This is a genomic window from Silvimonas sp. JCM 19000, assembly GCF_054652575.1.
In genome coordinates this window covers 132,009-149,230 of the sequence record NZ_BAAIHC010000008.1, presented here as the reverse complement: position 1 = coordinate 149,230, position 17,222 = coordinate 132,009, and the positions used below count along the sequence as shown (strand labels likewise).

At 57.2% G+C, this 17,222-nt stretch carries 21 protein-coding genes; 10 read left to right on the top strand and 11 right to left on the bottom strand.

Annotated elements, in window-relative coordinates:
- Nucleotides 1-47: 47 nt before the first annotated feature.
- Genes rpmJ through rplQ form a run of 6 tightly spaced genes read left to right on the top strand, consistent with a single transcriptional unit; the run spans nucleotide 48 to nucleotide 3,074 of the window.
- Complete coding sequence (gene rpmJ / locus ACYQ1A_RS09925; RefSeq protein WP_018748524.1) at nucleotides 48-161, top strand: 50S ribosomal protein L36; 114 nt, start codon at nucleotides 48-50, stop codon at nucleotides 159-161.
- A 58-nt stretch (nucleotides 162-219) separates the two neighbouring features.
- Nucleotides 220-582, top strand: coding sequence for a 30S ribosomal protein S13 (rpsM, locus tag ACYQ1A_RS09920; protein ID WP_053939958.1), 363 nt, complete (start codon nucleotides 220-222; stop codon nucleotides 580-582).
- 32 nt (nucleotides 583-614) lie between these two features.
- The gene (gene rpsK, locus ACYQ1A_RS09915; protein WP_053939957.1) at nucleotides 615-1,007 is read left to right on the top strand and encodes a 30S ribosomal protein S11; all 393 of its coding nucleotides are present in this window, start codon (nucleotides 615-617) and stop codon (nucleotides 1,005-1,007) included.
- Between the two features lie 14 nt (nucleotides 1,008-1,021).
- Nucleotides 1,022-1,642, top strand: a complete 621-nt coding sequence (rpsD, locus tag ACYQ1A_RS09910) for a 30S ribosomal protein S4 (protein ID WP_053939956.1) — start codon at nucleotides 1,022-1,024, stop codon at nucleotides 1,640-1,642.
- 36 nt (nucleotides 1,643-1,678) lie between these two features.
- Nucleotides 1,679-2,662, top strand: coding sequence for a DNA-directed RNA polymerase subunit alpha (locus tag ACYQ1A_RS09905; protein WP_499361901.1), 984 nt, complete (start codon nucleotides 1,679-1,681; stop codon nucleotides 2,660-2,662).
- 25 nt (nucleotides 2,663-2,687) lie between these two features.
- Nucleotides 2,688-3,074 (top strand): 50S ribosomal protein L17, encoded by a 387-nt coding sequence (gene rplQ / locus ACYQ1A_RS09900; RefSeq protein WP_499361900.1) that lies wholly within the window; start codon nucleotides 2,688-2,690, stop codon nucleotides 3,072-3,074.
- Between the two features lie 48 nt (nucleotides 3,075-3,122).
- Here the strand turns inward: rplQ and ACYQ1A_RS09895 are convergent, their stop codons facing one another.
- A complete protein-coding gene (locus ACYQ1A_RS09895; protein ID WP_499361899.1) occupies nucleotides 3,123-4,016 on the bottom strand; it encodes an HDOD domain-containing protein in 894 nt (297 codons plus the stop codon).
- Between the two features lie 74 nt (nucleotides 4,017-4,090).
- Here ACYQ1A_RS09895 and ACYQ1A_RS09890 point away from each other — a divergent pair, with 74 nt between their 5' ends.
- A complete protein-coding gene (locus ACYQ1A_RS09890; RefSeq protein WP_499361898.1) occupies nucleotides 4,091-4,915 on the top strand; it encodes a symmetrical bis(5'-nucleosyl)-tetraphosphatase in 825 nt (274 codons plus the stop codon).
- Between the two features lie 16 nt (nucleotides 4,916-4,931).
- Here the strand turns inward: ACYQ1A_RS09890 and ACYQ1A_RS09885 are convergent, their stop codons facing one another.
- The 10 genes from ACYQ1A_RS09885 to ACYQ1A_RS09840 all read right to left on the bottom strand — a co-directional run bounded on the left by ACYQ1A_RS09885 (nucleotide 4,932) and on the right by ACYQ1A_RS09840 (nucleotide 14,853).
- Entirely contained in the window at nucleotides 4,932-5,789 is an 858-nt protein-coding gene (locus ACYQ1A_RS09885; protein ID WP_499361897.1) for a lysophospholipid acyltransferase family protein, read from the bottom strand.
- A 197-nt stretch (nucleotides 5,790-5,986) separates the two neighbouring features.
- On the bottom strand, nucleotides 5,987-6,736 hold the full coding sequence (locus ACYQ1A_RS09880) for a GNAT family N-acetyltransferase (RefSeq protein WP_499361896.1): 750 nt from the start codon (nucleotides 6,734-6,736) through the stop codon (nucleotides 5,987-5,989).
- 95 nt (nucleotides 6,737-6,831) lie between these two features.
- Nucleotides 6,832-7,017 carry a DNA gyrase inhibitor YacG gene (locus ACYQ1A_RS09875; RefSeq protein WP_062220619.1) on the bottom strand — a complete coding sequence of 62 codons (186 nt, stop codon included), beginning with the start codon at nucleotides 7,015-7,017 and terminating at the stop codon, nucleotides 6,832-6,834.
- Between the two features lie 4 nt (nucleotides 7,018-7,021).
- A complete protein-coding gene (gene zapD / locus ACYQ1A_RS09870) occupies nucleotides 7,022-7,780 on the bottom strand; it encodes a cell division protein ZapD (RefSeq protein ID WP_499361895.1) in 759 nt (252 codons plus the stop codon).
- 164 nt (nucleotides 7,781-7,944) lie between these two features.
- Entirely contained in the window at nucleotides 7,945-8,562 is a 618-nt protein-coding gene (coaE, locus tag ACYQ1A_RS09865; RefSeq protein ID WP_499361894.1) for a dephospho-CoA kinase, read from the bottom strand.
- Nucleotides 8,563-8,628: 66 nt separating this feature from the next.
- A complete protein-coding gene (locus ACYQ1A_RS09860) occupies nucleotides 8,629-9,507 on the bottom strand; it encodes a prepilin peptidase (RefSeq protein ID WP_499361893.1) in 879 nt (292 codons plus the stop codon).
- Entirely contained in the window at nucleotides 9,507-10,736 is a 1,230-nt protein-coding gene (locus ACYQ1A_RS09855; RefSeq protein WP_499361892.1) for a type II secretion system F family protein, read from the bottom strand. Before ACYQ1A_RS09855 ends, ACYQ1A_RS09860 begins: the two co-directional genes overlap by 1 nt.
- A 78-nt stretch (nucleotides 10,737-10,814) precedes the next feature.
- Nucleotides 10,815-12,524 carry a type IV-A pilus assembly ATPase PilB gene (pilB, locus tag ACYQ1A_RS09850; RefSeq protein ID WP_499361891.1) on the bottom strand — a complete coding sequence of 570 codons (1,710 nt, stop codon included), beginning with the start codon at nucleotides 12,522-12,524 and terminating at the stop codon, nucleotides 10,815-10,817.
- A gap of 163 nt (nucleotides 12,525-12,687) precedes the next feature.
- Entirely contained in the window at nucleotides 12,688-13,962 is a 1,275-nt protein-coding gene (locus tag ACYQ1A_RS09845; RefSeq protein WP_499361890.1) for an HlyC/CorC family transporter, read from the bottom strand.
- Between the two features lie 84 nt (nucleotides 13,963-14,046).
- The gene (locus tag ACYQ1A_RS09840) at nucleotides 14,047-14,853 is read right to left on the bottom strand and encodes a cytochrome C assembly family protein (protein ID WP_499361889.1); all 807 of its coding nucleotides are present in this window, start codon (nucleotides 14,851-14,853) and stop codon (nucleotides 14,047-14,049) included.
- An 81-nt stretch (nucleotides 14,854-14,934) separates the two neighbouring features.
- Between ACYQ1A_RS09840 and ffh the strand changes: the two genes are divergently transcribed.
- The 3 genes from ffh to rimM all read left to right on the top strand — a co-directional run bounded on the left by ffh (nucleotide 14,935) and on the right by rimM (nucleotide 17,213).
- Nucleotides 14,935-16,278: a signal recognition particle protein gene (gene ffh / locus ACYQ1A_RS09835; protein ID WP_053939941.1), complete on the top strand. Its 1,344-nt coding sequence runs from the start codon at nucleotides 14,935-14,937 to the stop codon at nucleotides 16,276-16,278.
- Between the two features lie 129 nt (nucleotides 16,279-16,407).
- Complete coding sequence (gene rpsP, locus ACYQ1A_RS09830) at nucleotides 16,408-16,659, top strand: 30S ribosomal protein S16 (protein WP_053939940.1); 252 nt, start codon at nucleotides 16,408-16,410, stop codon at nucleotides 16,657-16,659.
- A gap of 5 nt (nucleotides 16,660-16,664) precedes the next feature.
- Complete coding sequence (gene rimM / locus ACYQ1A_RS09825) at nucleotides 16,665-17,213, top strand: ribosome maturation factor RimM (protein WP_499361888.1); 549 nt, start codon at nucleotides 16,665-16,667, stop codon at nucleotides 17,211-17,213.
- Nucleotides 17,214-17,222: the final 9 nt, after the last annotated feature.

Here is a 17,222-nt window from a genome sequence, read left to right as displayed (position 1 = left end):
TTCCGGGCATTGGTCCCGGAATTTCATTTTGACAGGAAGGACAGACGATGAGAGTTCAAGCATCGGTCAAGAAAATTTGCCGCAACTGCAAAATCATTCGCCGCAACCGTGTTGTGCGCGTGATCTGCACCGACCCGCGGCATAAGCAACGCCAAGGCTGATTGAGGCAATCGGCTTTTAGCGTTATAATCTGCAACTTTTTTACCTGGGGTAAGAAGTATGGCCCGTATTGCTGGGGTTAACGTCCCTAATCACCAGCACACTGTGATCGGCCTTCAAGCGATCTACGGTATCGGCCGCACCCGCGCATATGCAGTCTGCGCGGCGTCTGCGATCGAGCCGACCAAGAAGGTCAAAGATCTCAGCGATGCTGAACTCGACAAACTGCGCGACGAAGTTGGCAAGTACACCGTCGAAGGCGATTTGCGCCGTGAAGTAACCATGAGCATCAAGCGTCTGATGGACCTTGGCTGCTATCGTGGTTTCCGTCACCGCAAAGGTCTGCCGGTGCGTGGTCAACGTACTCGTACGAATGCTCGCACTCGTAAGGGTCCGCGCAAGGCAATCGCCGGTAAGAAGTAATCACCGGCAGGCAGTAACTAAAGGATTTTAGAATGGCTAAAGCAAACACAGTGCGTGTGCGTAAGAAAGTCAAAAAGAGCGTGTCTGAAGGAATTGCGCATGTACATGCGTCCTTCAACAACACGATCGTGACCATCACTGATCGCCAAGGGAATGCTCTCTCCTGGGCTACCTCGGGCGGTGCTGGTTTTAAAGGCTCTCGGAAAAGTACACCCTTTGCTGCACAGGTTGCAGCAGAGCACGCTGGTAAAGTTGCCCAGGAATATGGTGTAAAGAACCTCGAAGTTCGCATCAAGGGCCCGGGCCCGGGTCGTGAGTCTGCCGTACGTGCACTCAACGCTCTCGGTTTCAAGATCACCAGCATCTCGGATGTGACTCCAGTGCCGCACAACGGCTGCCGTCCCCCGAAGAAGCGTCGTATCTAATCCCGGAGTAAGTCATGGCTCGTTATATTGGACCCAAGTGCAAACTTGCACGCCGTGAAGGTACGGATCTTTTCCTCAAGAGCGCTCGTCGCTCGCTCGACAGCAAGTGCAAGCTGGAACAAGCCCCAGGCCAGCATGGCGCTAAGACGCCTCGCCTCTCTGATTATGGCGTCCACCTGCGCGAGAAGCAGAAGATCCGTCGTATCTACGGCGTACTGGAACGTCAGTTCCGTCGTTATTTTGAACAAGCCAGCCGTCGCAAGGGCTCGACCGGTGAAAACCTGTTGAAGATTCTTGAAACGCGTCTGGACAACGTGGTGTATCGCATGGGTTATGCATCTACCCGTGCCGAAGCCCGTCAGTTGGTTTCCCACAAAGCTATCGTCGTGAACAACGGCGTGGTGAACATTCCGTCGTTCCAGGTGAAAGCCGGTGATGTGGTAGCCGTTCGCGAGAAGGCCAAGAAGCAAGCGCGTGTGCAAGAAGCGCTGGCTCTGGCAGAAGGCATTGGTTTCCCGGGTTGGGTGCAGGTTGATTCGAAGAAGATGGAAGGTGTCTTCAAGAACATGCCGGAGCGTTCCGATCTGTCCAGCGACATCAACGAATCGCTGGTCGTGGAATTCTACTCCAAGTGATAACCAGCCCCGGTAAGGCTAAGGGATACTGAATATATGCAAAACCTCGCTAATGAGTTGCTCAAGCCGCGCATCATCGACGTGCAGGCCCAAACCAGCGCGCAAGCGCGAGTGGTTATGGAGCCGTTCGAGCGCGGTTATGGCCATACCCTCGGTAACGCCCTGCGCCGCATCCTGCTGTCTTCGATGCCTGGCTACGCGCCGACCGAAGTCAAGATCGAAGGTATCGTCCATGAATACTCGGCGCTGGATGGCGTCCAGGAAGACGTGGTCGATATCCTTCTGAATCTGAAGGGCGTCGTTCTGAAGCTGCACGGCCGTGATGCCGTAACGCTGACGCTCTCGAAGGAAGGCGAAGGGCTGGTTACCGCCGCTGATATCCAGGTGCCGCATGACGTGGAAGTGGTTAACCCCGACCACGTCATTGCTCACCTGTCTGCGGGTGGCAAGCTGAACATGGAAGTCAAGGTCGAGAAGGGCCGCGGCTATCAACCGGCACCAGCGCGTCTGGGCCGCGAAGAAAGCCGTAGCATCGGCACGATCCAACTGGACGCCTCGTTCAGCCCGATCCGCCGCGTGAGCTACGCAGTGGAAAGTGCGCGTGTTGAACAGCGTACCGACCTGGATCGTCTGATTCTCGATATCGAAACCAATGGCGTGTTGACGCCGGAAGACGCGGTCCGCCAGGCGGCGCGTATTCTGGTTGACCAGCTGTCTGTGTTTGCAGACCTGGAAGGCACGCCGGTTGAAGAAGAGAAGCCGAGTGCGCCGCAGATCGATCCGATCCTGCTGCGTCCGGTTGACGACCTTGAGCTCACCGTGCGTTCGGCTAATTGCCTGAAGGCTGAAAACATTTATTACATCGGGGACCTGATCCAGCGCACCGAAACAGAATTGTTGAAGGCGCCGAATCTGGGTCGCAAATCCTTGAACGAAATCAAGGAAGTGCTGGCCTCCAAGGGTTTGAGCCTGGGCATGCGCCTCGAAAACTGGCCTCCGGTCGGCTTGGAAAAGCCCTGAGCGGTCAACGGAAAGGAATTGACAAATGCGTCACCGTCTTGCCAATCGTAAACTGAACCGCACGTCGGCTCACCGTCAGGCGCTGCTGCGCAACCTGGCGAATGCGCTGCTGCGTCATGAAGTTATCAAGACTACCCTGCCCAAGGCAAAAGAGCTGCGCCGCGTTGCGGAGCCGCTGATTACCCTGGGTAAGGCACCGAGCCTGGCTAACCGCCGTCTGGCATTTGACCGTACTCGCGATCGCGAGATCGTGGTCAAGCTGTTTGACATCCTCGGGCCGCGCTACGCGACCCGTAACGGTGGTTACCTGCGTATCCTGAAGTGCGGCTTCCGTCAGGGCGACAACGCTCCGATGGCACTGGTCGAACTCGTGGATCGTCCGGATGATGTTGAGGCCGTTGACGCTGAATAAGCGCCAATGACTTGACGTCCCTATAAGGGCTGGCATTCGTGCCAGCCCTTATTTTTTGTCGAGCGCCTGGTGGGGGCGGGTGGCCACGGCGGGTGATACGCCATAAATACGCCAGGCATGTGCTGCTTTGAGCGCAACCTGCAGTACCAGCGCATAGGCCGCTTCGGCATCCAGATTAATTAACGCGGCCACCCCGCTATAGTCGTCGGGGAGGGCGGGATCGTACCAGCCATGCCCCAGATGCCGGGCCAGGTCGGTAGCGAGATGTACGGTCCGCACGCGTGGCTCGCTGGCATATTGCTGATCCATCAGATGCTGCAATAGCGCGGGCAAATGCCATGCTTTGGCGATTTCCAGCTGCAACTCGGCCAAGGTGCAGCCAAGCACGTCTAGCTGTGCCTGCTGGCTGCGCAGCCCAGGGTGCGCCGCCAGCGATGCTTCGATGCGTGCTGCTTCGGCTGGCGCCGCTATCCACAGCAGGATCTCGGCCAGATTGTGGAGCAAGGCTGCCGTGGTTACTTCCTGCGGGTCGATATCAAAACGTCTATCGCTAAACGCTTTGGCCAGCCTGGCGGCGAAGGCGGCCCGCTCCAGCGCCGCGGTTGCGCCGGAGAGCGCGTTGGGCTTGTTGGCCAGCACCAGCTGCAAGGGTGGTGCCCGGCCAAACTCGCGAACGAAGCCGCGTGTACCTATCATTAACAGCGTGCGGTCCACCGTGACCACGTCGCGGGTTTGATGGCTGGCGCGGTGAGCCTGCTGATATCGCAATACACGCACAGTCAGCAGGGGGTCTTTATGGATAAGGTCAGCGAGGTGGTGATAGCTGACGTCATCAAGTTTATCCCGCAACGCCGCAATTTCGGCCAGCGTATACTCCAGCACCGGCAGATCGATACCCGTTAACCTGGCCGTCCAGTTGGCGACGGATTTCTGGTCTGACATTTTTACTCGCTCCCGCTAAGTACGATATTCCGGCGGCTGCCCACGAAGCAGCCGCGTAGCCCGACAGGATCAGCATGGCACGATATGTGATTGGTGATGTACAAGGTTGCTTTGACGAGCTCGATTTGTTGCTCGGGACGCTGCAGTTCGATGCGACTCGCGACCGGATTTTCTTTGTCGGCGACCTGGTCAATCGCGGCCCCAAGTCGCTGGAGGTGCTGCGGTGGGTGACCACGCATGCGGACAGTGTGCAAACGGTCCTCGGCAATCATGATCTGCATTTGTTGGCCGTGGCAGCGGGTATTTCCAAACGTAAACCGGGCGATACGCTAGATGCTATCCTGGCACATCCGCAGTGTGCTGCATTCTGCGACTGGCTGCGGTTTCAGCCTTTGATGATCGATCTGGATGTAGCGGTAGTGGTGCATGCCGGTATCTGGCCCGGATGGAGCAAGGCCAAGGCGATGGAGCAAACCGCAGCGGTCGAGGCGGTGTTGCGTGGCAATGACTGGAAAAGTTTTCTTGAGCAAATGTACGGCAATCAGCCAGCGCATTGGGACGAGGCAAAATCGAAAATCGACAAGCTGCGCTTTACTGTAAACGCATGCACACGCATGCGCTTTGTCGACAAGGATTTCAATCTGCAACTCAAGTTCAAGGGTGAAGTGGATAGCGCGCCAGCTGGCTTGTACCCGTGGTTCGAAGCCCCTGAGCGTACGCCGGCCCCGCGTGCACTAATCGGACATTGGTCCGCGCTTGGCTTGAAACTGCTGGAGAACGTCTGGGCCACCGATACGGGCTGCATCTGGGGCGGCCAGCTCACTGCCGTGGATATCGATAGTGGCGCGGTTTATCAGCAACCTGCGCTACGCAGTTATCAGGAAATCGAAGCGGGCTAAGGTCTGCGCGCGGGGCTCAAGCGACAAGATGGCCATGCGGGCAGGGAGATGCGGCGCGGTCGTCGCAAACCTTGGTGGCGATCGGCGCGGTGAACAGACTCTCGAAATCGCCCTCGCCGTGGTTGAGCGCCTTGTGCGCCGCGACGATCCGCGCCTCAACCATTTGGGTCAGGCTGCGTCGGTCCACGTTCTCGGCCGGAAACGGCGCCAGAAAGTTGATCTCGGCGCGCATCTGGCGCTCACCCAGAATCTGCCACAGCGATTTAACAATCGAGATGTCATTGATATACGCCGGGGACAGATTCAGCTTGCCGTGCGCATCGGTGTAGCGCAGATACACTGGCTGGATGGTTGCGCGGCTTTCGAGAGCGGCCTGGAGTAGCGACGAGCGGAACGGCAATATATTCGAGCCGTCCGAGGTGGTGCCCTCCGGGAACACCGCAACGCAATGGCGCGCTTGCAGTGCTTCGACCATGGCGTTGTTAACCCGGGCTGCGTCGCGCTTTTTTTCGCGCTGGATAAACAGCGTGCCGGTATAACCACACAGCTTGCCCACCAGTGGCCACTGTTCGATCTCGGATTTGGCGACAAAGCGTGACACCGTCACCGCATCCAGCACAAAAATATCCAGCCACGAAATATGGTTGGACAGCAGCAGGTGATTGGCGGGATAGGTGCCCGGCGCTACGCCCTGCACGCGCACTTCGATACCGAGTATGCGCGTGAGCTGGGTGCACCAGCGCTGGATGTAGATCACGCGTTCAGCTTGATCCAGCTTGCCGAAGCGCAGCCCGGCCAGCAGCAAGCCGTAGACCATGTGCAGGCCGAAGCGTAGCAGGCGACTAAATCTCAATGCATTGCGAAATACAATCATGGGGTCGGGTGCAGTCGGTAACGGCCGGCGGGGCACGGTTTCTGAAAAAATCAGAATTCAGTGTAGCTGCTTACCGCGGCTGCGATAAATGGTCATATTACTGACTGTCGTCAATCGGAGACGAGAGGATACCGCCAGAGGCTGCGCGCCAGTCCGTAAGCAATTGCGGTATCCCCGTGTACGATGTGGCTGGACATCTAGCGCAAAAAATGGCGGGCGTAGCGTTGGTCCACCTGGTTCATTGCCAGCAGCATAAAGAAGTCCGCGGTGTTGAAGTCGGGATCCCATGCCGGCATGCCGCACACTTGCGCACCCGCGCGCAGATAGCCTTTGATCAAGGCCGGCACTTCGGTGTCCAGCTTTTGATCCAGCGCCTGCAGTGGCAGCGGGCAGCGCGGAAAAACACGGTATTCAACCGGGGCGAGGGCGGTCTCGGTCAGCTTGCGGTACAGGCTGGCCGCTGTATGGCCGCCATCGATCAGGGAAACGCTGGCACAGCCCGCCAGGTAGTTGTAACCGCGTTCGCGCATATAGGCCGCCAGGCCGCTCCACAGCAGCGTAATGGTGGCGCCGGTGCGATAGTCGGGATGAACGCAAGAGCGGCCGATTTCGACCAGCTGCGGGCGCAAATGCTGCAGGCGGGTCAGGTCAAATTCGGTATCCGAGTAGTAGCTGCCCAGTTTTTGCGCCTGATGCGGCGCCAGGATGCGATAGGTACCGACCACCTCACCGGTCTGGTCATCGATGACCAACAGATGATCGCACCAGGTATCGAACAGGTCCTGATCCAGGCCCGGTTCGCGTGTCACGATGCGGGCGCCCATTTCTTCGGCGAAAACTTTGTAGCGCAAGGATTGCGCCGCGCGGACGTCGTCTTCAGAGCGAGCCAGTGCGACGGAGAGTTGACGGCGGGGGGCTTTGGCTGGATTGCTTTGTACTTGAAGCATCGTTGTTTTCCTCCTCGAATAATCGCAGAAGGTAAGCGTCAACGATGACTACACCATGACAAATATTTGAACAGCAGATGACGTCCGGACCGACCCTAGTCGTGCGGATATTCGCCTTCATCCGGCGTGGATTCGGTGGCTGGAACCTTATAACCCTCGCTCGCCCACTGGCCCAGGTCGATCGCGCGGCAGCGTGCGCTGCAGAACGGCCGATGTGGGTTGGAGGGGGCAAAGGCGGTTTGTTTGCCACAGATGGGGCAGGCTACGAGGCGTTCGGTCATGGCGTTATAGATTGCAGTAGCTCAGGGCAAATTCAATATCAGCTTCCACCAGGCGGGTACGTTCGCCCGAGGTCGACGGCTGAATAAAGCGGATATTGATGGCGTAACGATTGGCGGACAATTCAGGCACCACGGGCAGATCAGTCGGTAATGTCACCCGCAGCATCTGGATGGTTTTACCGCCCGACATTTGCTGAAACGCCCCTTGCCGCGCAGTAAAGTGCGACACCTTGGCCGAGTCACGCAACAAACGCAGCACAATCGAAATGCCTTGGCGGATAGGCATCAGCGGTGACAGCCAACGATCCAGATCTGCTTTACGCCGCTCTGGTGCTTGCTGTTGCCAGAAATGATAAGACGGCAGATCAAATTCACAGGCCCCGCCGGGGATCGCCATTCTCTGCTTGATGGCCATCAGCCATTCGTTTTCGCGCAGATACTGCCCGACCTTGCCGGTCATTTGCAGCAATTGGCCGTGGGTATCTTCGATGTCGGCCAGAATTCTTTCCAGGGCGTCTTCAGAGATATGCGGATTGTGGCGTAACGCAGCCAATGCCTGGCGTTGCCGTTCGAGTTCCTGCAGCAGATCAGATTTAAGATCTGCGCGGCTGGCCACTTCCATGATCTCGAACAGCCCGGTCAGCGCCATATGGTGGTCAAGTGCATGGTCGCGCGCTGCGAGCACAGCGGTGCGGTCATACAAGTCTTCCAGCCGCAGTAATGTGCGGATGCGCTCGTTGATGGGGAATTCGTAGCTAATCACGGTACGTGAGGCCGTTTGCAGGCAAAGATGTGCAATTCTGCAGCAAGGCCGGTAGTTTGAAAACCCATTAGTAAGTTTGCCTTTGCGGATTGGGGTAAGAGTTGAAATCAGGCTGGGCAGCGCTGCGCAATTACGCAGCCACAATTCGCTTTATATAACGCTAATCACGTTGCTGCAGGGCTGGCCGAATACGCCAGCAATCGCGCATGTAATTGCTCGACCGCGGCGTCGAGTTGCAACAGCGTGCCGGAATTATCCAGAACCAGATCGGCACGGGCCAAACGCTGCTCGCGCGTACATTGCGCGGCAAGTAATTGGGTAATCCGGGTTTCGGTAAGGCCGGGGCGTAATCGCAGACGTTCGCGTTGTACGGCTTCGGGGCAATCCACCACAATGGACAGATCAATCAAGGGAATAAATTGCGCCGTTTCAAACAGCAAGGGTACGACTAGTACTGCATAGGAGAGTTCCGAAGGCAACGCCAGCAACTGTTGCTGGGCGGCCTGCAAAATCAGCGGATGAAAAATTGCTTCCAGCCGTGCACGCGCGGCTGGATCGGCCAGCACCCGGTCGCGCATGGCGGCCCGGTTCATCTCGCCGCCGGCGTTTATATATTGCGGGCCAAATTGTGCAGCGATGGCGATAAGTGCGAGGGAAGGGGGCTGAGACAGCTGGTGCGCCAGCACATCGGTATCGATGATGGCCGCGCCATGCTGTTGTAGCAGTGCGGCCACAGCCGACTTGCCGCTGCCCGCGCCGCCGGTGAGCCCGAAAACTTTCATGTGCTTGCCACGCGCCGTTAACCAGAGGCCGATTGTAACGGCAGCGGCGGCAAGCCGGGGCAGGGATTAGCTCAGACCAAAGATAAAGTTTTGCACTTGCCCGCCCCAGAGCAACGTCATCCAGCCCGCGGCGGCCAGGTAAGGGCCAAATGGAAATGGCCGACCGAAGCCGCGGCGCGCTGCCCACAGCTGATAGCCCCCGATGATCACGCCAGCGATGGACGCAAACAGCACAATGGCCGGAATGCATTGCCAGCCAAACCAGGCGCCCAGTGCGGCCAATAATTTGAAATCGCCGTAGCCCATGCCGTCATGTCCGCGCAGCAGGCGATAGGCCTTGTTGACGCTCCATAAAATCAGGTAACCCAGCGCCGCGCCCAGCACCGCAGCGGACAGCGGCACAAAACGCCCCTCCAGATTGAAGAGCAGACCCAGCCACAGCAGCGGCAGCGTGATCGAATCGGGCAGCAAGAAGGTGTCGGCATCAATAAAAAACAAGGCGATCAGCGACCACGTCAGCACGATGCCGCCCGCTGCGGCCATACCAAAGCCAAAGTGATAACCGACGGCTGCGCTCATCAATCCGGTCAGCAATTCCACGAACGGATAGCGCATGCTGATCGGCGACTTGCATTGGCTGCATTTGCCGCGCAAGGCCAACCAGCTGAGCAGCGGAATATTTTCGAGCTCGGTAATCATATGCCCGCAATGTGGACAACCCGAGCGCGGCAACACTAGGTTATAGCGCGGGCGGGGCGGCATCGGTTCTTCAAAGTCGTCGGGCCGGTCGAGCTCGGCGCATTCCTGGCGGTATTGCCGCTCGATCATGATGGGCAGGCGGTGAATCACCACATTGAGAAAGCTGCCGACCAACAGACCCAGCACCAACAAAAACCCGCTGAATACCAGCGGGTTTTGTTGAAACACGAATACGAGCTCGTTCATTAACCGACTGCCTCGCCCATTTTGAAAATAGGCAGATACATGGCCACTACCAGGCCGCCAATCAGCGTACCCAGCACCACCATGATGATCGGTTCCATCAGGCTGGACAGCGCTTCGACCGCGTTGTCGACTTCTTCTTCGTAATAGTCGGCGACTTTCCCCAACATGGCATCGAGTGAACCCGATTCTTCACCAATCGAAACCATCTGCATCACCATATTCGGAAATACATTGGCATTCTGCATCGAGATGGTCAGGCTGGTACCGGTGCTCACTTCTTGCTGGATACGGCGCGTGGCCAGGCGATACACGTAATTGCCAGCGGCACCGCCCACGGATTCGAGCGATTCAACCAGCGGCACGCCCGCAGCAAACATGGTGGCCAGGGTGCGGCTCCAGCGCGCAATCACCGAGTTACGCATGATTTCGCCCAGGATCGGCAACTTGAGCACAAAGCGGTCGATGGCAATCTGCATGGCTTCTGATCGCCGCCAGGCCTTCATGAATACCCAGAAGCCGCCAAAGATGCCGCCAAAAATGGCCCACCAATACGAGACAAAGAAATCCGAAATGGCCATCACCAGCAAGGTGGGGCCGGGCAAATCGGCGCCAAAACTGGAGAACAGGCTTTTGAATGCAGGGATCACAAAGATCATGATCACGGCCGTAATCACAAACGCGGCCACGATCACGGCGGTAGGGTAAAACATCGCCGATTTGATCTTCTTTTTAACGCTGAGCATTTTTTCTTTATACAAAGCCAGTCGGGCCAGCAATGTATCGAGAATACCGGCCTGCTCACCGGCCTGAATCAGGTTGCAATACAGCGTATCGAAATACTTGGGATGCTTGCGGAAAGCCTGGGTCAAGGACGAGCCTGATTCAATATCCGATTTGATATCGAGCAGCAGCTTGGTCACCGACGGATTGCTATGGCCTTTACCGACAATATCGAAGGCCAACAGCAAAGGCACACCCGATTTGAGCATGGTGGCCAATTGCCGGGTAAACATGGTCAAGTCTTCATCGGTAATGCGTTTGCCCGCGCGCAGGCGCAATTGTTTAACGCGCAGGACATTGATGCCCTGGCGGCGCAAATGGGTTTTAAGAACCGCTTCGCCGCTGGCGCGCATTTCGCCTTTGACGATCTTGCCGTTCCGGTCTTTGCCCTCCCAGGCATAGGTATATTCCTTGACCTTGACCGGGGCCGCTTTTGCTGCTGTGGCCATGATGCGCTGCTCTCCCTGGAAACACTGCGTCGCCGCACGCGACTAAGGCGCGCGGCGTTATATGAAACCGGTGTCCGGTTATTCGTTGGTGACAGCCAGGATTTCTTCGAGCGAGGTCAAACCCTGGCGCACCTTGATCAGCCCGGATTGTCGCAGATCACGCACACCTTCGAGACGTGCCTGGTCCGCAATATCGATAGCCGTACCGTTTTTCATGATGATCCGGTTCATTTCGTCTGAAATCGGCATCACCTGGTAGATACCCAGCCGGCCTTTATAGCCGGTGTCTTTGCATTGATCGCAACCGACCGGGCGATAAGTCACCCAACTGCCGTCCAGTTGTTCTTCTTTGAAACCGGCACTCAGCAACGCTTCATGCGGGATTTCCGCGGGCTGTTTGCAATGCGGGCACAACCGGCGCGCCAGTCGTTGCGCGGTAATCATGATCACGGACGACGCAATGTTGAACGGCAGCACGCCCATATTCATCATCCGCGTCAGCGTGGTCGGTGCATCGTTGGTGTGCAGCGTCGAGAACACCATATGGCCGGTTTGTGCGGCCTTGATTGCGATATCGGCGGTTTCCAGATCGCGGATTTCACCGACCATGATGACGTCCGGATCCTGCCGCAGAAACGCCTTCAGCGCGACGGCAAAGGTCAGACCGGCCTTCTCGTTGACGTTAACCTGATTGACGCCGGGCAAGTTGATTTCGGCCGGATCTTCAGCGGTCGAAATATTGGTGCCTGGCTGATTCAGAATATTCAAACAGGTATAAAGCGAAACGGTTTTGCCCGAGCCCGTCGGCCCGGTCACCAACACCATGCCATACGGTCGGCCAATGGCGTGCAGCAGCAATTCTTTCTGATCGGGGTCATAGCCCAGCGCATCGATACCGAGCGTGGCGGACGTTGGATCCAGAATCCGGATACAAATTTTTTCGCCATGCAGCGTGGGCAAGGTAGAAACCCGGAAATCAATGGCGCGGCTTTTTGACAACACCAGTTTCATCCGACCATCTTGCGGCACGCGTTTCTCAGAAATATCGAGTTTGGAAATCACCTTGATACGCGAGGCAATCTTTTCCTTGATGGCCAGGGGCGGCTGCGCGATTTCACGCAATACGCCATCCTGCCGATAGCGAATGCGATAAAACTTTTCGTAGGGCTCAAAGTGAATATCGGAAGCGCCGGCATTAATGGCATCCAGCAAAATCTTCTGGATATATTTAACGACCGGGGCGTCATCGACTTCTACATTGACGGCCTCTTGTTGCGATTCATCGTCACCGCCGCTGATTTCGAGATCAGCTTCGCTCACGGTCAGATCACGCAAATTGCTACCGCTGGCCTCAACCAGCTTGTTCATCACAACCAGCAATTTGTTGTCTTCGACAACAATAGGCTCCACCTGCTGGCCGGTTTTGAATCGGACTTCTTCCACCGCCTGCATGTTGGTGATATCAGATATCCCGATAAACAAACGCGTGCCGCGTTTGAACAACGGCACAATGCGCTGCGTCTGCATCAGCTTGGCGTCGAGCACATTGGGCGGGATATAACTGAAATCGATCTGATCCAGATCGAGCAGGGGATAACCAAACGCCTGCGAACTGAACTCGGCGACTTCTTTGGCCGTCAGTTTCTTGCTGGTGAGCAGGCGTTCGATAAAGCTGGTGCGACCATCGCCAGCGGCACTTTGCAGCGCTTCGGCGTCGGCTTCGGCCAGGCGTCCATGCTGCACCAGCAGCCGCGCAAGGCCCGAGATGGGAACGGTAGCAGTAGACATAGATTCGTTAAGGATTCAACCAGGCCAGGTCAAGACAGCGAGAAGAGGGGCCGCGGGGCCTCCCGTGATCACCGCAGTCTAGCAAAAGTGATTACTCGCTGGGGCATATTCTGCGGCAAGCCGTTGCAGGGGCGCACACCGCCAGGCGGCTGTTTGCCACAGCTCAGCCGGTGCGCCGTGCTACGTGCGGATACAGGCGGATGACCTTCACGCTGCGGTCCTGGGTTTGCACCACTTCAAGCCGCTCGCCCGCGATGGTGAGGCAGGTGCCGGAATCAGGAATATCTTCAAAATATTCCAGAATCAAACCATTCAAGGTTTTCGGCCCGGTCAGCGGAAAACCCAGCTTCAGTTTGCGATTGAGTTCGCGCAGGCTGCTGGCGCCGTCCAGCAAATAACTGCCATCGGCCTGGGGCTCATAGCGCGAGGCGGCATTGGGCGCATTGGTGGTGAATTCGCCAATGATTTGTTCAAGGATATCTTCCAGCGTAACCAGCCCGGCTAATTCACCATATTCATCCACCACCAGGCCAATACGACGCCGGTTTTCCTGAAAATTCTGCAGCTGGGTAAACAGCGGCGTACCGGAAGGAATGAAATACGGTGGTCGAATCAGCGTGCGGATGGTATCGCCATCCACTTCTTCTTCGCGCAATGACAAGGCCTTACGCGTATGCAGTATGCCGACCATATTGTCCGGATTATCGTCATAGACCGGTAAACGGGTGTGATGGCAGGTATAAAGCTGGCGGCGTAATTCTTCGGCGTCGGCGCTTAGATCAAGCGCTTCGATATGGTGGCGCGGGGTCATGACATCATCGACCGTGATATTGGCCAGCTCAAACAGATTAAGCAGGATGGTCTGATGTTTTTTTTCCATAAACCGGCCGGATTCCAGCACCAGTAATCGCAATTCTTCCGGGCTTAACGGCGTATGTTCATGACCTTTGCCCGACAGCCGGGTCAGCTTTAAAAAGCCGTTGACGAACAGATTGATAAACCAGACTGCGGGATAAAACACTTTCTGCAATATGGCCAGAGGGTAGCTGAACGCCACTGCGGCTTTATCAGCGTAATTGGCGGCCAGCACTTTGGGCGTTGCCTCGGAAATCACCAGAATCGCAAAAGCCACAATCAATGTGGCGATGGGCAATGCATATTGGTTGGTGCCGAACATGCGCGCGGTGATCACGGTTGATAGTGCGGCGGAGGCGGTGTTGATCAGCGTGTTGCCCAGCAGGATCACGCCCAGCAAACGGTCGGTATGGTCCAGCAAGCCGCGGGTGCGGATGGCACCGCGATGGCCTTGCTGTACGCGGGCATTCAGGCGGAAGCGGTTCACCGCCATCATGGCGGTTTCGGAAGCAGAGAAGAAGGCAGAGGAGAGCAGGCAAACGACCAGGGCGATGATCAGTTCACTCAGGGGGATGTCGTCCAAGGCGGCAATCCGGAAATGGCAATGGCCTGAGTATAACAGCCCGTGCCGACCCACCTTTCAGGCAAAAGGCGGGTTCAGTGGCGATCAGCCGGGACGATGCAGAATTACGTCGAACACCAGGCGCGAGCCGATATAGCCCAACAGCAGCAACACAAAGCCGAACAGCGTCCAGCGCGTAGCCACCAGACCGCGCCAGCCGCGCAATTTGCGGCCGATCAGCAAGCCACCAAACACCGCCCACGCGGCAATCGACAGCACGATCTTGTGATTGAATTCGAGTGCCTTGCCAAAGATTTCTTCGCTGAATGTGGCACCAGTAATCAGCGCCACGGTCAGCAGCAAAAACCCAGCCCAGACGCAGGCAAACAGCAGACGTTCCAGCGCCAGCAGGGGCGGCAGCTTTTGCACCAGCAGGCTGGCATTGGCATGATGCAGGCGTTTGTCCGCTAGCCGCATCAGCAAGGCCACGCCGGACGCATTGGCGAACAAGCCATACGCCAGCATTGCGGTCAGAAAATGCAGGCGCGAAACGCCGTTTTGTGGATAGGCCAGCACATGGCCGGGCGGCAGCAAAAGCGATGCGCCCAGCAGCACAACGGCGAGCGCCAGTACCGGGGGTTCCATGCCTTCGAGTTGAAATGCCAGATGGCCGACCAGATAGATCAGCAAGGCCAGCCAGGCGGTTACTGACAACGCTTCGCCTGCGCCAAAGTGCAAGGGCGGAACCGCCATGGCGGGCCACAAGGCCAGACCATGTAGCGCCAGACCCAGCAACAGCAAGCCGTGTTCGATCCCCGCGTGGACAATGCCGCGGCCAGCCAGGCGCGTGCGGCAGAAATGCCAGCCAAGTGCCAGGTACAAGAACAGAGCGATCAAAGCGAGCCAGGACACAGGGGCTAAATCGGTTAGAATTGCGGGATTCACAGTCTAACAGAGCCGACTCGCGCGTCGAGCCCGGCAGGGAAAGTTTTTATGCTGGATAACTTATCCAACCGTTTGAGTAGTGTTGTCAAAACACTGCGCGGCCAGGCCCGCCTGAGCGAAGACAATATTCAGGATGCCTTGCGCGAAGTGCGCATGGCCTTGCTGGAGGCCGACGTGGCGTTGCCCGTGGTCAAACAGTTTATTGCCGACGTCAAGACGCGCGGCATGGGCCAGGAAGTGGTCGGCAGCCTGACCCCGGGCCAGGCCTTTATCGGCGTGGTGTACGAAGAACTGACCAAGCTGATGGGTGCGCAAAACGATGCGCTCAATCTGGCCGCCGTACCGCCCGCCGTGGTACTGATGGCGGGTTTGCAGGGCGCGGGTAAAACCACCACGTCGGGCAAGCTGGCCAAGCGTCTTAAAGAAGAGAACAAAAAGAAAGTGCTGCTGGTGTCGGGCGACGTATATCGCCCGGCTGCTATTGAACAGCTTAAAACGCTGGCGGCGCAGATCGACGTGGAATGGTTTCCGTCCGACGTCACGCAAAAGCCGGTCGATATTGCACTGGCCGCACTGGATTACGCGCGTCGGCATTTCCACGATGTGTTGATTGTCGATACGGCGGGTCGTCTGGCCATCGACGAAGCCATGATGGCCGAAATCAAGGCCGTGCACGCCGCCATCAATCCGGTCGAAACGCTGTTTGTGGTCGATGCCATGCAAGGCCAGGATGCGGTGAATGTGGCGCGCGCGTTTAGCGAAACGCTGCCGCTGACCGGCGTGATCCTGACCAAGCTTGATGGTGATTCGCGCGGTGGCGCGGCGCTGTCGGTGCGCCAGGTGACCGGCAAGCCGATCAAGTTTATTGGTGTGGGCGAAAAGCTCACCGGCCTGGAGCCGTTCCATCCCGACCGGATGGCCAGCCGGATTCTGGGCATGGGCGATGTGCTGTCGCTGATCGAAGACGTGCAAAAGAGCGTCAACGAGCAAGAAGCGCTGCAGATGATGAAGAAGGTCAAGTCCGGCAAGGGCTTTGACCTGGAAGACTTTAAAGCCCAGATCGGCCAGATGAAGAAAATGGGCGGCATGGGCGCGCTGCTGGACAAGTTGCCCGGCCAGCTCAGCGAGATGGCCAATAATCAGGTGACGGATAAAGCTGTGACCCGCATCGAAGGCATTATCAATTCGATGACCGCGCTGGAACGCCGCAAACCCGAGCTGATCAAGGCCAGCCGCAAGCGCCGTATCGCGCAGGGCGCAGGCGTGTCGGTGCAAGAAGTAAACCGTCTTCTGAAGCAGTTTGAAGAAACGCAGAAGATGATGAAGCAGTTCAGCAAGGGCGGCATGATGAAGCTCATGCGCGGCATGAAGGGCATGTTGCCAGGCATGTAAAACCCGGGCCGACTGGTCCATGGATGCAACGGCATTCAGAATAAATGCCGGCAGTGGTTTGTAAAGCCTTGACTTTTCAGATACACTCGCTGGTTTCGCGTAAACCGATTTCAAACTGGGTATCAAATCATGGTTGTGATTCGTCTTTCCCGTGGCGGCGCCAAAGACCGTCCGTTCTACAACGTCGTGGTGACCGATTCGCGCAACCGTCGCGATGGCCGTTTCATCGAGCGCGTTGGTTTCTATGACCCGTCCGCTAAAGAAGGCGCTGAAGGCGTCCGCTTCAAGCTGGACCGCGTGAACCACTGGGTTGGCGTTGGCGCACAAGTCAGCGACACCGTGGCTCGCCTGCTCAAAGGCTACAAGCCGGCTGCTGCCTGAGCTTCATGGCTGGCATCAAACCGACGGCCCCGCAATCGCAATCCGTTGCCACACCAGATGATCTGGTGGTGATGGGTTACATCAGCGGGGCTTTTGGTATTCGCGGCTGGATTAATGTGGTTGCGGATACCGAATATGCCGACAGTCTGTTCGACTACAAAACGTGGTGGATCGGACGCGACGGCGCGTTCAAGCCGTATACATTGGTCGAAGGCAATGTGCAGCCCAAAAAACTGGCTGCGCAACTTGAAGGCATCAATGACCGCGATATCGCCGCTGCACTGAAAGGTGCGCTGGTGGCTGTACCGCGCAGTCTGATGCCTGCTGCTGAAGACGATGAATACTACTGGGCCGATCTGATCGGTCTGGCGGTCGTCAATACGCAAGGTGAAAGCCTGGGCGTGGTCGACCGTTTGTTTGAGACGGGCGCTAATGATGTGCTCGTGGCGCGTGATGACAAGGTAGAACGCCTGCTGCCGTTTGTGGCGCAGGTGGTGCTCAAGGTAGACCTTGCAGCAAAACTCATCACAGTGGATTGGGGCCTTGACTACTGAGGCCACAGC

What these genes read in the sequence shown, in the direction of transcription:
- rpmJ (WP_018748524.1), top strand. Translation starts at nt 48, where the DNA reads ATGAGAGTTCAAGCATCGGTCAAGAAAATTTGCCGCAACTGCAAAATC.
- rpsM (WP_053939958.1), top strand. Translation starts at nt 220, where the DNA reads ATGGCCCGTATTGCTGGGGTTAACGTCCCTAATCACCAGCACACTGTG.
- rpsK (WP_053939957.1), top strand. Translation starts at nt 615, where the DNA reads ATGGCTAAAGCAAACACAGTGCGTGTGCGTAAGAAAGTCAAAAAGAGC.
- rpsD (WP_053939956.1), top strand. Translation starts at nt 1,022, where the DNA reads ATGGCTCGTTATATTGGACCCAAGTGCAAACTTGCACGCCGTGAAGGT.
- ACYQ1A_RS09905 (WP_499361901.1), top strand. Translation starts at nt 1,679, where the DNA reads ATGCAAAACCTCGCTAATGAGTTGCTCAAGCCGCGCATCATCGACGTG.
- rplQ (WP_499361900.1), top strand. Translation starts at nt 2,688, where the DNA reads ATGCGTCACCGTCTTGCCAATCGTAAACTGAACCGCACGTCGGCTCAC.
- ACYQ1A_RS09895 (WP_499361899.1), bottom strand. Translation starts at nt 4,016, where the DNA reads ATGTCAGACCAGAAATCCGTCGCCAACTGGACGGCCAGGTTAACGGGT.
- ACYQ1A_RS09890 (WP_499361898.1), top strand. Translation starts at nt 4,091, where the DNA reads ATGGCACGATATGTGATTGGTGATGTACAAGGTTGCTTTGACGAGCTC.
- ACYQ1A_RS09885 (WP_499361897.1), bottom strand. Translation starts at nt 5,789, where the DNA reads ATGATTGTATTTCGCAATGCATTGAGATTTAGTCGCCTGCTACGCTTC.
- ACYQ1A_RS09880 (WP_499361896.1), bottom strand. Translation starts at nt 6,736, where the DNA reads ATGCTTCAAGTACAAAGCAATCCAGCCAAAGCCCCCCGCCGTCAACTC.
- ACYQ1A_RS09875 (WP_062220619.1), bottom strand. Translation starts at nt 7,017, where the DNA reads ATGACCGAACGCCTCGTAGCCTGCCCCATCTGTGGCAAACAAACCGCC.
- coaE (WP_499361894.1), bottom strand. Translation starts at nt 8,562, where the DNA reads ATGAAAGTTTTCGGGCTCACCGGCGGCGCGGGCAGCGGCAAGTCGGCT.
- ACYQ1A_RS09860 (WP_499361893.1), bottom strand. Translation starts at nt 9,507, where the DNA reads ATGAACGAGCTCGTATTCGTGTTTCAACAAAACCCGCTGGTATTCAGC.
- ACYQ1A_RS09855 (WP_499361892.1), bottom strand. Translation starts at nt 10,736, where the DNA reads ATGGCCACAGCAGCAAAAGCGGCCCCGGTCAAGGTCAAGGAATATACC.
- pilB (WP_499361891.1), bottom strand. Translation starts at nt 12,524, where the DNA reads ATGTCTACTGCTACCGTTCCCATCTCGGGCCTTGCGCGGCTGCTGGTG.
- ffh (WP_053939941.1), top strand. Translation starts at nt 14,935, where the DNA reads ATGCTGGATAACTTATCCAACCGTTTGAGTAGTGTTGTCAAAACACTG.
- rpsP (WP_053939940.1), top strand. Translation starts at nt 16,408, where the DNA reads ATGGTTGTGATTCGTCTTTCCCGTGGCGGCGCCAAAGACCGTCCGTTC.
- rimM (WP_499361888.1), top strand. Translation starts at nt 16,665, where the DNA reads ATGGCTGGCATCAAACCGACGGCCCCGCAATCGCAATCCGTTGCCACA.